Below are 13961 nucleotides of genomic sequence, written 5' to 3' on the forward strand. Positions count from 1 at the left end.
AATCTCAGTTAGTTCTTTAGTCAACAAAAGGAGATGTTATTTTCAGAAAAAATAATATATTTTTACTATTGCGTTTTTCGGATTTGTTTAATTTTATAAACTGTATTTGTAAACATTGTCTCTTAGCGAGTGGTGGTTGATTTCCGCTCCAGGTGCTCGCTTTCCGCGGGGCGTGTGTTGAGCCTCCTCGGGCTTTGCCCTGTAGGGTCTCAACTTTCCCGCTATTCCCGCAGGAGTCGAGCACCTTCCGCTTCAATCAACATCATGGGAGATATTTCACCTATTACAAATCACAATTAAAATCCAACTATCAAAAAAGAACATGTTTAAGGACTATTGATTCGGGTAAATAGAAAAAAACTGCTTGCCATGTGACAAACAGTTTTTCTATCATTCTATTAATTTACAACCTTCACTGCGCCTAGATAACGAGGCTTCCAGTATACGTTACTCATACTTGTAATTTCTACTCCATCATTTCCGGCATGGATGAACTGGTTGTTTCCAATATAGATCCCTCCATGTGACGGGCCTGGTTTGTATGTTTCAAACATAACGATATCGCCGACTGCCGGTGAGCTTGAGCGGCTACCGAAGTTCCAGATATCTGATGTCGTTCTAGGGAGATCAATCCCATATTTATCGTATACATAGTTTAAATATCCACTGCAGTCAAAACCGCTTGGCGTCGTTCCACCCCACTTATAAGGTGTTCCTATATACTGTTTCGCCGTCTGGATCAGACCAGCTGTATCAAAGCCAAATAGACTTTGGGCTTTCTCGGAAATAACGGACGTTCCACCAATGATCGTAAACTGATTGATACCCAATTTATCCACCGTCGACTTAACGGAAGTAGGGACATTATTTGATTGAATCAACATAACAGGTGAGCCTTTTTTGGCTGCCAGAACGGACCCGGTCAATGCATCTGCATAACTTTCTCCCGTAGCGATGACTGTACTATTTGAAGCGGAATAATATTTCTCGGCGACTTTTGTTGCCGTATCATATCGATCTTTCCCGGAAATACGGGTGGCTCTTGGCAATTGATTCTTGACGCCGTCACTTACCACGCCTGTACCTCCTACAAGAATGGAAGAGCTATATTTACTTAACGCTTTTTTTGTCTCTTCAGGGACATGGTTTTTTTCTGTTAATAGGATCGGCATTGATTTACTGGCAGCAACAGGTGCAATCGCCAGACTATCCGGGAAATCCCTTCCATATGTAACGATGGCTTGAGACCCTCCTACCAATGCAGCGATCTTAGCCGCTGTTTCGTATCTGTTTTCCCCTGCCACTCTTGTACTGGTAATCCCTAAACTCTTAAGTTGGGTTTCTACTGAAGATGAAATAACGGAACTTCCACCTAATATGTATGCTTTACTTGGCTTTAATCGTTTTAACTCTTGTTTCACACTATAAGGAACACTATCTTTGGTTACCAATAGGATTGGAGCGTTATACTTATCCGCTAACGGTGCACCTGCCAGAGCATCCGGAAAGTTATTTCCCACTGCAATGACAACGGTATTGGCACTGGTCCATCCTTCTCTGGAAACTTTCACTGCCGTTTCATACCGGTCAACACCACTTACTCGATCTATCTGTGTACCTGCAGCTGATGCAGGGTTTTGGAAAAATAATAGGAACATGAAGCTTAATACCGTGACGAAAGTAATAGATACAGGTTTGCGATCATTTAACATTTCTCAATTCCCCTTCTCTATAAATCTACAAAAACTATCTTATCATTAAAATTTTCAAAATAATTTTACAGTTATGTAACAAAATTCGTCATATTTACCCCTTTTTTTGTAATATTCCTCCCTCTAAACGACATAAAAGGCCTCTTACTGTAGTAATAAAGGATGTGTTTTGAGTTACTTGAACTACACCCTAGAGACATAGTTACACACTTTTCGGCACTCTAACTAACACGATAATAGAAAAAAGACTCATCGAGTTGATGAGTCTTTTTTTATTATCGCTCTATGTTATCACTGGTCTATTTACGAAATTTTAATACAAACTTACAACTATTTAATTACCCGTTCATTAGAGAATAACACTCCCTCAATATTCTTGAATTAACCTTAATAAGGATTCAATACCAATATAATCAAGGAGATGAATGATCAAAATGAAAGTAATCCTAAAAGCTGTAAAGATAGGGATTGTTGGCTCCATTACGTTATCGTTATTTGCATTTTCACCTTCAGTTTTTCACGCAAATAACAAACCAGAAAATTCTCATGATATCACAGAATCAATTGTTGCAGATTGGAAGTTTCAAAAAGAGTATGTAAAATCTGGTTCTATTAATGAAGCAAATCTTATTATTGAAGATGCAAGCGGTAATGAAAACAACCTTCAACTCACCTCCGCCACAAAAGATGGCACTATCAGTGGCAACCCCTTTATTCAATGGTCAGAAGAAGATTACTACAATGAAGATGCGGTAGAAAGTTTAGAGTTTAAGAATAAAAAAAGTTATTCGGAAGGGCAATATTTTCATACAGTTGATGACGCCCCGATTAACGGTGAGACGTTTGAAAATGGTTTCACAATTGAAGCCGTTTTGAAACTACCAGCGAATTTCTCGCCTGAAGAACATAGCTGGATGGGGATATTAACTCGAAAAGGACAAGCGGCTGATATTAACAAAACGGGTGGAGAAAAAGAAATCCTTAGTACTTTATCCGTTTCGAGTTTAAGAGAAATCCAATGGACTAGCCATCCTACAAATCTCGATCATAATGAAACAAATTGGTCTTTTTCTCTAGACAGTAAAGATGACTGGTATCATATTGCAGTAGTAAATAACGGGAAAAATTCAACATTGTACATTAACGGTGTGACTGATTTTCGAAATACAGACTCTGAAATGATCGGAATTGATTTAGTAGAAGGTAAAGGTTGGAATATTGGAGCATCAGAATGGGCGAATGAACTCGATACCTTATTTGCTGGGAATATTCAAGAAATACGGATCGCCGATCAACCTCTACCTCAAGAAAATTGGTTGATTTCAAACGCTGTTGAAGTTGAAGGACACGTGGAAAACGGCTCAAATGAAAAACAAGCATTATTAACAAACAAGGAGAACTATAACTTCTTATTTGTTCCAGATCCTCAAAAAACCGTTCGTTATATGCCTGAATTATTTTATGAACAGGTAAAATGGATTTCAAAAAAAGAGCAGAACTTAAACATTTCCATGACAGCTTTCTTAGGTGATATGGTTGATCAGAGTCATTCATTGGAAGAATGGAATAACTCGTCATCAAGCGTAGACATTCTAGATAAGCATAAGACCCCTTATGTTACAATTGCAGGGAACCATGACTATGGTGAAGGAGATCCTTATTTAGATTATTACGGGCCGGAACGTTTTGCAGACAAACCTTATTACAAAGGTGCCTCACCAACGGGATATAGTTCTTATTCTGTTATTAAAGCCGGGAATTACGAATACTTATTCTTATCTCTCGATATGCAACATATAGTGGAAGATATCCCCTGGGCAAAACAGGTATTGAAAAACCATCCCAGTACACCTACCATTCTTCTTTCTCACCAAATTATCAACATTGGTGGAGATGGTGAAACTATGATTGATACTTGGAGAGGTTCTCTAATTTGGGATGAATTAGTTAACGATCATAATCAGGTATTTATGACAGTTAACGGTCATCATCATGGGGCTGGTCATAGAATCAAAGAAAATGCGCATGGCAACGAAGTTATTCAAATGCTGGTTGATTATCAATCAAGCTATCACGGAGGCAATGGTTGGATGAGATTTGCAGAATTTAGCGAGTCAGATGATAAAATATCTTTTAAAACCTTCTCCCCTTGGGTAGAAAAGCTCTCGAAGTCACAGATGACATATTTCGATGTAACGCATTTAACTGGAACTGCTGATCAATTTGAAATCCCATTTCATTTTGAAAAACGATTCGATTTTTCTAATTAACCATTTTTACGCTTACATTAATAGTATTTATTATATTGCAAGCGAATAGACGCGCCAATAATGCTCAGAGGACCTCTGGGCATTTTTTATTATGCCTTTCTTCTGTTGAAGCTGCCTTTTAATTGATAAAGGAAAAGTTGAAGACCCATAATAAATCTCCTTCTATTTCCCCGTTTATTAACAAGAAATATCGTTAATGGAAAAACTCCATATCTATTATTTCCCCCTTATCGTATTCCAATCTATCTTTTAATTTACCTGTAATGAACTTACATATTGGTTAGTTGATATACTTTAATACCAAAAGAAACTGACCAATGCCATTTCATTGGTCAGTTTCTTTGTCATTTGTGCAAATAGTACCCGAAAACGGAACGATTCACTGTTAAATAAACAGGCACTTTCCACTATTCGTTTTCTTTATTCCAATACTCCAAAAGTCCTTCTCTCATAGAGAACTTTGGATCGAACCCTAAGGATTTAAGCTCAGATATATCAGAGTAGGATTCTTTAATATCTCCCGACCGTTCTTCCAGCTGTTCGATAGGAAGTTTCGTATTTGTTATCTCTTCATACATTCCGATCAGTTCGTTCAAGCTTGTCGAGTCGCCTGTACCGACATTAAATACTTTACCGATGGCTGCCGGGTCTTCCGACACGAGAAGATTCGCTTGAACGACATCTTTCACGTAGATGAAATCTCTCGTTTGTTCTCCATCACCATAAAGAGTAAAGGATGTATCTTCATTGTTTACCAGCTGTTTGAATTTATCCGTCAGGATCGATACCACACCTGAGTATGGTGATGATGGATTTTGCCTGTTCCCAAAGACGTTGAAGAAGCGAACGGCCGTCGTCGGGATATCATACAACCGGCTGAATGCCAGCACATATTGCTCAGAGGCAAATTTATCGATGGCATATGGCGTCAATGGTCTGATCGTTGACGTTTCTTTCTTCGGAAGCGTTGGCTCATCCCCGTACACCGCTGCAGAAGAAGCAAAGACAAAGCGCTCCAATCCGCCTTGTTTACGTGTTTCCTCCAATAAGTATAAAGTCGCTTCCAAATTGGTTTGATGGGTATGGAGGGGATCTTCTACTGAAGCCGCTACACTGGCAATCGCACCTAAATGAAAGATTTTCTTGAATCGATGTTGCTGAAATAACTTTTCAATGGTTTCTTTAGAAGAGATATCCCCTTCTACAACGGTTAACTTATCGTCCTTCGGCAGGTTATCCATTGAACCCATCGAGAAATTATCTATCACTACCACTTGTTCGTTTTTATTTAATAATTCTTCTACAATATGGGAGCCGATAAATCCGGCACCGCCTGTGACAAGGATCTTGCTCATTTATGTTGTTCCCCTTTCAGTTTGGAGAGTTATACTTTTAATTTTTCACTGATGTAAGTATAGCAAAAATCACAATCGGATTCTATTCGGTCATTAAAATGTAAAACACCCTTAATTTTACCCTATTCACTCTTTCTAAAAACGTTTCTATTCCTGTCAAAAAAAGGCGAAAAATATTTAATTGAAACTATCTATGCAAACGTTTAAAACGCGATTATACTATTCTAGATGTTATGAAAGATTGGTACGGGATTGCCAAGGACATCAGCAAAAAACAAGATTATTACTATCGGGGGAAAGAAAGATGAAAAAGTGGTTCCTTGCTTCAGTTGGTTCAGCACTACTTGCATCAAGTGTATTCAGCACATCTGTATTAGCGGAAAGTCCTTCTCAAGAAAAGATGGAGCTTTTAGGCTACGATCGCGAGGGCTTCTTCGTTGAAGAAGAGCCGAATAATACGTTTACGAATTCCAATGAAGTTCTTCTTGAGGATGCCGTAAAAGGGACATTCACGAAAGATGATGTCGATATGTATAAGATTCAAGTGGACAATGAAGATCCATTGGTTATATACGGAGGATCATGGGAGGAAAACCCTGGGATTCTATTAGATATTACTCTATACGATGAAAACAAGAATGTTATAGAAGCAAATGAAATCAGCTCAGATGTGACAGATGGATTTATGGCCGATTACACTGTTACCCCAGGCACCTATTATATGTCTGTAAAGGATAAAAAGAATCTCGCAACTGGTGAAGAGTATGTAGTGTTCCCGTCTCAATTCACAATTGAGCCTTATGTAGACAGAATATTCGGTGCAGACCGCTATGAAACCGCTCTTGAAATCGCTTTACAAGGCTGGGGATACGGAACAGACGAAATCATCCTTGCTACAGGAAGCAATTTCCCGGACGCATTGGCCGGCGCACCGCTTGCGTACCATAAAGACGCTCCTATTCTATTAACTACGAAGGGTTCCCTTCACCCATCAGTCGAGGAAGCCATTTATGAATTGGGTGTCAATAAGGTGACGATCCTTGGAGGGCCAGGTGTCATTTCTGATAAAGTTGTTCAGGAATTAAGGGCACTGGATGTATCTGTTACACGCATAAGCGGTAAAGATCGTTATGAGACTGCAGTGGCCATCTCTAAAAAGCTGCCAAACAATGACGCAGCCGTAGTCGTCAGCGGAAAGAATTATCCAGATGCCCTATCCATTGCATCCATCGCTGCACAATACGGATATCCTATTCTACTATCTGACAAAGAAAGCATCCCGGCAACAACGCTGACACAGGCGAAAACATACGAGATGAACTATGTTATCGGCGGGACCGGCGTCATCAGTAATACAGTTACCAAGAAGCTTAACGATCCGATGAGGATTGCAGGTGCAAATCGCTATGAAACGAATGCAAATATCATCCGTGACTTTAACGTTCCTACTACCTTCGTCTTCGTTGCGACCGGCACTCATTTCGCCGATGCGTTAACAGGTTCCGTTCTTGCAGCCAACTGGGGAGAGCCTTTGTTGCTTACCACTCCAAATGAGTTACATCCTGAGATCAGAGACCTGATGATGGATTACACATTCGGTGTGACGATCCTTGGTGGAGAGAAAGCGATCCAACCGAAGGTAGCGGAAGACATCTGGTCGATTATTGAAGGAAACGAATAATACTGAACGCGCTCTTTAGTGGAGCGCGTTTTTTTCATGTTTCACTGAAATAGTGAAAATCATTGTGATAAAATGGTATTATACAAGATTTCACAAAAATAGAGAGAATATCAAAATGGGGGGAAAAAATGAAAAAGTGGTTTATTACTTCGGTTGGATCTACCTTATTGGCATCCAGCTTATTTAGTGCGTCTGCATTCGCAGAAAATCCGGCAGCTACACTACAACAAAAAGTGGAGCTTTTAGGTGATGAAGAGGAAGAATTATTAACAGAAGAAGAACCAAATAATACGTTTGAAGCTGCAAATGATATCGCAGCAGGTGACCTTGTCAAGCCGACATATGTAAAAGGAACGCTTCCAGCAGAGGATGTCGACCTGTATAAAGTAGAGTTAGATTCCGACATCCCGTTGTATTTATACGGCTGGTTTTGGCAGGAAACGACCAGTATCCCATTGGAAATCACCTTATATGATGAGCACAAAAATGCCGTTGAACCAAACGAATTCTTTGTTCATGAAGAAAATGGATATGGGGCCCTTTACCCTTCTACGCCTGGTACTTACTTCGTATCTGTTAAGAATAAAAGTGATTTAGGAGTGGATAAAGAATATGTGTTGATGGTCTCCCAGTTCTATTTCCAGCCTAATGTAGAACGGATCTACGGTGCGGATCGATATGAAACGGCTCTTCAAGTTGCATTGCAGGGTTGGGGATCCGGTAGTGATGAAATGATATTGGCTACAGGAGCCAATTACCCTGATGCCCTGGCCGGAGCACCACTGGCTTACCATAAGGATGCTCCTATTCTATTAACCTCCAAACATACCCTGCATCCTTCAGTTGAAAAGGGAATGGAAGAATTGGATGTCAAAAAGGTAACCATCCTGGGCGGACCAGGCGTGATATCTGATAACGTAGTGGAAGAGATTGAGGATTTAGGGGTTTCTGTTACCCGTATCAGCGGAAAAGATCGTTATGAAACAGCTGTTGCCATTTCTAAGTCTCTTCCCAACCATGATGCAGCGGTTGTCGTGAGTGGAAAGAACTACCCTGATGCCCTTTCCATTGCTTCGATAGCTGCACAAGAGGGCTATCCGATTCTGTTATCTGAGAAGGACACAATCCCTGCTTCTACCCTTGCTCAAGCGAACACATATAAGGAAAACTACGTCATTGGGGGAACAGGTGTCATCAGCCAGTCAGTCCTGACAAAATTAAACCATCCAACAAGAATTTACGGTGTGAACCGGTATGAAACGAATGCAAGCATCATTCAGAAGTTCAATGTCCATACTGGTTCTGTGTTCTTTGCAACCGGGACTCAATTTGCCGATGCGTTAACAGGCTCCTCCCTTGCAGCATATAAAGGTGAGCCTTTATTATTGACTCCCCCGGACAGATTACATCCAGCAATCAAAGATCTGATGATCGATCACACTTATGATGTTAAGATCCTTGGCGGAATGAAAGCCATTCAACCTAATGTAGAGAAGGACATTTGGGCAGTCCTGGAAGGCAACCAATAATCCGCAGAAAACGCGTTCTATTCAGAACGCGTTTTTTTACATAGAATATATAGAATTTTCTGTATATTGATGGTAAAATAGTAGCATATTCCAAACCTTACATAAGAAAGAAGGCATACTACCCATGGAGTCTCTCACACAATCCGTCGCAACCATTTATAAAAAACTGGTCATACACCTTGATAAGGACGAGCTTCGTGAAGAGGTAAATAATCAATTACTTCAAACGATGAAAAGCTCTTCAACAGAGGAAGAATACACAAAACATTTGGTGAGGGCCATTGTATTACATGTTGAATCAACCAAAGCTCTTCATGGAATTCTTCAGCCACTTCTGTTAAATGAAAAATTCCCTAACCTGGATGGCGTTTCGCAGCTTATGAATCGCGCACATGCACGCATTGAAAATGACATGGAAGGACTGGTCTCCCTTTATCTCAAACGGGTTGAAAGTGAAGAATCCGATAATGACATCGTCACCCAGTTGGAAATTTACTTTACGACAACCTTCACCGAACTTCGATTAACGTACCGTTTTGTCGACGCATTCGGTACAGAGAGCAATAAAGAGCTGTTCCAACCTTTATTTGATTTTCCGGCTGAAGAGGTTGGAGAAACCATTCTGAAATACACAAGAACCTATGCCAGCCTTATATTTGAAAAGACTTTGAACCAGAAATAGAATAGGTCCGTCCCTCAGAGTAAGGGACGGACCTTCTTTCTTTTATACTTTCAAATACCACTTCTTTTTATGACAGACAAAGGCAACGACTGTCCAGAAAATCAGGTTCAATAAGCCGTAAGCCAGCTGCGGATGAGGGGCAAACGTTGCCACCCATTCATTTATCACTCTGGACAACGATTTTTCAATGCCATCATCTGTCACCGAAAGATGGATCAGCACGGAACCGAGCATGAATTTACCGAAATAGATTAAAAAGCTGTTGCGGCCATAGGCTTCCAGAAACCAAACTACCGGCTTCAGCGCTGTCTCTTTGGCATCTCCTTTTCGTTTATCAAAAATCAGATAAAGAATCGATAGCATACCAGCTGCGAATCCTGCTGCCAATAGAGCAAACGCTGGCGTCCATAAGCGTTTGTTATATGGGAGGAAATGATCCCAAACGAGAGAGGCGGCAATCAATAGAACACCTAACCCCAATAGTTCCCGCCATGCCCCCGTCTCTTTACGGGTCAGGATCAATCGTCCAAAGGCATATCCGAAAAGGACATTTGATAAGGCGGACAAACTGGTGACCAGTCCTTCAGGGTCATAGCCACGCTCCCCATGATGGTATAAATGCTTTTCGCCGAAGACTGCGGTATCAATTGCGTGAGAAGGATTACATTCCGGCTGAGGCAATCCGCCTTCGCAGGATTGACCTGTATAGAGGATCAGCCCCCCATATACCGATGACACCAACAAGGCAATCATCATCAACTTCAAAGGAGATTGCACAAACTTGGTGATCGCTACTGTCACAATTCCCAGAAGTGCAAACATCTGTAGTACACCGGTCAGTCGAATCGTCGGGAAATCCAACGTCCATTCCACAATGATCGTAAAAATGATGCCGTACACGATCAAGCGAACGGTCCTCTTTAAAATCTTCTCCCATTTCACCCCGCGCTGATAGGCAATCGCCATACTCACACCAAAAATGGTGATGAACGTAGGTAAAATGATATCAATCAACGTGACCCCATACCATTCCGCATGACGGAAATAGGGATAGTCCACCTTCCCATAAGGAATCGTACTCAAAAACACGGATAATGCTACAATAATCCCTCTCAGCATATCGAGGGAATACACTCTTTTTTTCTTTTTCACTTGTACCTGTTTCTCTGTTGGTTGAACTTGTTCCATACTCCGTTCCTTTCAATTCACGTTCTATACTTTCCTACTATGAAAGTATACACCAGCCCCTAAAACTTTGATAGAATCAATTAGTAAAGATTTAACTATTTTTCTCACTTGGAGGTCCACATGCGAGTTGTCTATCTATCTCTCATTTTATTATTATTCACGTTACTAAGCGCCTGTACCCTTTTTGAAAAAGAACCTGAAACCTCTGTCTTTTATGCACCACACGCGGACGACGAAACACTCAGTTTAGGTCCTTCCATCCTGCGTCAAATCGACAAGGGAAATGAAGTAGCCGTGGTGCTCCTCTCACATGGTGAAGCCAGCCAGTCAATCAACAAAGTCAATGAGAACTTACAAGAAAAGAATCTGCCACCCATTTCAAAGGAAGAGTTCGGTGACTCACGGGTAAAGGAATTTAAGAAGTCCGTTGAAGAATTGGGAGTCAAACCAGAGAATGTTTTCGTATATGACCTTTCCGATGGAGATATCAAAGAAGATGAAGTCATGACGATCATGAAGGAAATGAACAAACGCTATCCTGAAGCAAGACATCATGCCTTATCCTATCATGACCCTCACAGAGACCATGCCGCATCAGGAGCAGCCTTAAAAAAACTGGTTGAGGACGGGACCATTCAATCGGCACTTTACTATCTCCCGGTTCAAGAATTTGAGAATTTGGAGTATGACGACACTTATCCTGTGCCTGATGATCTTAGTGATGAGTATAAGAACAGTTTGGATGCTTATCGGATTTGGAAGCCTGATGAAGGATTTTATCGGATTGGGTATACCTCGGTGAAGTCTTATTTTGTGGACGCTGGGAAGTATGGGGAGAGTCGTTGGCATAGGTAGGAAGAACAACTTTGATCATAAGTTCCTTCCTTCTTTACATTTCTTGTGGGTTCCTGCCACCCAATGTTTGAGAAGAACAAATTATGAATAAAATTTATGGTAATCCTCCAGACACCTAATCACTCTAGCCTTGATCATCCAGGGCTTTTTTTAAATCATATTAAATAAGAAAAAGCCATCAAAAGAATTCAATGGCTTTTCTCTTTATTAAAAATTATTTCATTAATTTTTCTACCACAGTCTCACTTACAGCATTCTCTCCGCCAAGAATTTGGAAATCCTTCGCTTTCATCTCTTCAATGGCATCAGAAGTGACATCCGGAAGATCATTAGGCTGTACTAGAAGCATAGAAGCATTTTCTTTAGCTGCAAGGACAGAACCTGCCAATGCATCGGCAAAATTCTTTCCAGTCGCTAAGTATACCTTAGTTGATGGATTAAGTTCAGTCGCGATCTCTGCTGCTGTGCCGTAACGATCTTGACCGAAGTAACGAGTCGCTTCAGGAAGTGATTTCATCACGTCCTTGCTTACTACAGCTTCTCCACCGACTACAATCGTACTGTCGATTCCTTTTAAAGCTTTCTTTGTTTCAGTTGGAAGTATATCAGAATCCGTTAACAAGATCGGGTATCCATTGCTCGCTGCATAAGAAGCGATGGCAAGGGCATCAGGGAAGTTTTTACCGTTTGCCACTACTGCTTTCTCCGGGGATCCCCCAAGACTCGCTGCGATGTTCACGGCTGTTTCCCAGCGATCATCTCCGCCAATACGGTCTACATCCAGACCCATTCCTTCAAGCTGATACTTCACATAGTTACTTACAGCCCCTTTTCCACCAAGAATAATGACATTCTTAGCACCAAGGCGCTTGATTTCTGCTTTTGCTGCTGCATTTAATGTACCTTTTTCCGTTAACAGGATCGGTGCATCATGTTTGTATGCAAGAGGAGCTCCTGCAAGGGCATCAGGGAACGAATCTCCGCGGGCAAGGATCACTGTATCCGCCGATTCCCAACCTTCTTTCGAAATTTCAACGGCTGTCTCATAACGAGTATTACCAGTCAGGCGTGTCACTTCTGGTGCTTCTTCTTGAACGATTCGATCTTCAACCTCCGGGGAAACAGGGTTGTTCTTTTCAAGGTAAGAAGTGAACACCTCGAAATCGACAACGAATAATTCTGTCATTCGTCCTTCTTCTTTCGCGTCCTTGAACATTGTATACCCGTCTCCGCCATCGGCAGTGAACGCGTTAGTAGCGACAGAGTACATCATGTCTAAGTCAATTTCTTCAAACCCGTCCTCAGTCATGACTTCTACATGCCACACACGTTCTCCGGCAGGTTTGGTCACATCATACTTATAGTTAATGCCGGATACTTGAAGGAATTCACCCGGTGCGTCTTCTCCTTCTACTCTCTTCACACTGTGCTCAAGGGCAGCTACGATTTCTTCGCCGGTTAGGTCAAGTGTCACAAGATTGTTTCCGAATGGCATCGTCGTCAGAACTTCTCCAAGAGTGATTTCACCTGCATCGATTGACGCACGGATTCCCCCACCGTTTTGAAGGCCGATATAGGTTTCCACGAATTCATTTGCTTTCGCAACCATACCGTCAGCAATCAAGTTTCCTAGGTTTGTTTCTTTCCGGCGTACATCGGCACGTTCTCCATCAAGAGCTACCTCTGTGTTTCCAACCACTTCTTTCTTCATATCATCAAGAGGCTTTTTGAACTCTTCTACCTTCGCAAGAGCCTCAGCATCTTGTTCATAACCTTCAAGGTCCAGCACTTCTCCGTTATGGCTTGTTACGACACCTTCATCATCGAAGGTTACATCCAATAATCCAAGCAGGTTCAAGTATTCACCAGCTTGAACAATCAATGTCGGTTCTTCTTTGTCAATGACTACAGGCTCGTCAAGGACCGTATGGGAATGACCACCTACGATGATATCAAGTCCATCCACTTTTTCAGCCAATTCTAAGTCATTTGAATATCCAAGGTGAGAAAGGGCGATGATTTTGTTGACGCCTTTTTCTTTAAGCATCGCGATCGTGGCCTTCGATTTTTCAACAGCATCTTCAAAGACAACATTTTCTCCCGGATTAGCGATGAATTCTGTATCTGGAGTCGTTAATCCGTAGATTCCCACTTTCTCTCCGTCTACTTCTTTGATCATGGCAGGGTAGACGTTGCCGCCGTCACCTGGTTGTCCGATTTCATTTTTGAAAAGGGGCTCCAAATCCGTATCACCTGTAACAGTAACATTTGATGACACCATCGGGAAATTCATATTTTTAATGAAGTCTGCAAGGGTTTTAGAATCTTTATCGAATTCATGATTACCAAGAGTCATGGCATCGTAGCCAAGCTCGTTCATAAAATGTAGGTCCGCTTGTCCAAGATATTGACGGAAGTAAAGGGTACCCGAGAATACGTCACCGGCGTCTACCAGTAAAGAGTTCGCTTTTTCAGTGCGCAGCTCGTTTACTGCTGTTACTAAACGGGGATAGCCTTCAACATGAGCATGGGTATCGTTGGTATGCATGATCGTTAAATCAAACTCTTCCCCTTCTGCTGAAGCTGAAGTTGCAGGGGTTAATGCAAAAATCGCAGCAGCCAGAGCTGCAGTTGATAATACACCGTATAAAGGTTTTTTAATATTCATTTGGTTAATCCCTTCCCTTTC

At 41.4% G+C, this 13961-nt stretch carries 9 protein-coding genes; 5 read left to right on the forward strand and 4 right to left on the reverse strand.

Going from position 1 to position 13961, the window contains the following annotated elements:
• Positions 1-398: 398 nt before the first annotated feature.
• Positions 399-1712: a cell wall-binding repeat-containing protein gene (locus AAEM60_RS20685; protein ID WP_299742889.1), complete on the reverse strand. Its 1314-nt coding sequence runs from the start codon at positions 1710-1712 to the stop codon at positions 399-401.
• A 425-nt stretch (positions 1713-2137) separates the two neighbouring features.
• On the opposite strand from AAEM60_RS20685, the gene AAEM60_RS20690 reads away from it, so the two are divergent.
• Entirely contained in the window at positions 2138-3982 is a 1845-nt protein-coding gene (locus AAEM60_RS20690) for a LamG-like jellyroll fold domain-containing protein (protein WP_341357006.1), read from the forward strand.
• Positions 3983-4389: 407 nt separating this feature from the next.
• On the opposite strand, the gene AAEM60_RS20695 is transcribed toward AAEM60_RS20690, so the two are convergent.
• Complete coding sequence (locus tag AAEM60_RS20695) at positions 4390-5337, reverse strand: NAD-dependent epimerase/dehydratase family protein (protein WP_341357007.1); 948 nt, start codon at positions 5335-5337, stop codon at positions 4390-4392.
• Positions 5338-5641: 304 nt separating this feature from the next.
• Here AAEM60_RS20695 and AAEM60_RS20700 point away from each other — a divergent pair, with 304 nt between their 5' ends.
• The 3 genes from AAEM60_RS20700 to AAEM60_RS20710 all read left to right on the forward strand — a co-directional run bounded on the left by AAEM60_RS20700 (position 5642) and on the right by AAEM60_RS20710 (position 9229).
• The gene (locus AAEM60_RS20700; RefSeq protein ID WP_341357008.1) at positions 5642-7018 is read left to right on the forward strand and encodes a cell wall-binding repeat-containing protein; all 1377 of its coding nucleotides are present in this window, start codon (positions 5642-5644) and stop codon (positions 7016-7018) included.
• A 128-nt stretch (positions 7019-7146) separates the two neighbouring features.
• The gene (locus AAEM60_RS20705; RefSeq protein ID WP_341357009.1) at positions 7147-8547 is read left to right on the forward strand and encodes a cell wall-binding repeat-containing protein; all 1401 of its coding nucleotides are present in this window, start codon (positions 7147-7149) and stop codon (positions 8545-8547) included.
• A 124-nt stretch (positions 8548-8671) separates the two neighbouring features.
• Positions 8672-9229: a hypothetical protein gene (locus tag AAEM60_RS20710; protein WP_341357010.1), complete on the forward strand. Its 558-nt coding sequence runs from the start codon at positions 8672-8674 to the stop codon at positions 9227-9229.
• A gap of 42 nt (positions 9230-9271) precedes the next feature.
• Here AAEM60_RS20710 and AAEM60_RS20715 read toward each other — a convergent pair whose 3' ends face one another.
• On the reverse strand, positions 9272-10417 hold the full coding sequence (locus AAEM60_RS20715; protein WP_299742870.1) for a heparan-alpha-glucosaminide N-acetyltransferase domain-containing protein: 1146 nt from the start codon (positions 10415-10417) through the stop codon (positions 9272-9274).
• 120 nt (positions 10418-10537) lie between these two features.
• Here AAEM60_RS20715 and AAEM60_RS20720 point away from each other — a divergent pair, with 120 nt between their 5' ends.
• Complete coding sequence (locus AAEM60_RS20720) at positions 10538-11272, forward strand: PIG-L family deacetylase (protein ID WP_341357011.1); 735 nt, start codon at positions 10538-10540, stop codon at positions 11270-11272.
• A 214-nt stretch (positions 11273-11486) separates the two neighbouring features.
• On the opposite strand, the gene AAEM60_RS20725 is transcribed toward AAEM60_RS20720, so the two are convergent.
• Positions 11487-13940, reverse strand: a complete 2454-nt coding sequence (locus AAEM60_RS20725; protein WP_341357012.1) for a cell wall-binding repeat-containing protein — start codon at positions 13938-13940, stop codon at positions 11487-11489.
• Between the last annotated feature and the right edge of the window lie 21 nt (positions 13941-13961).

This window comes from Rossellomorea sp. y25, assembly GCF_038049935.1.
Classification (GTDB): Bacteria; Bacillota; Bacilli; order Bacillales; family Bacillaceae_B; genus Rossellomorea.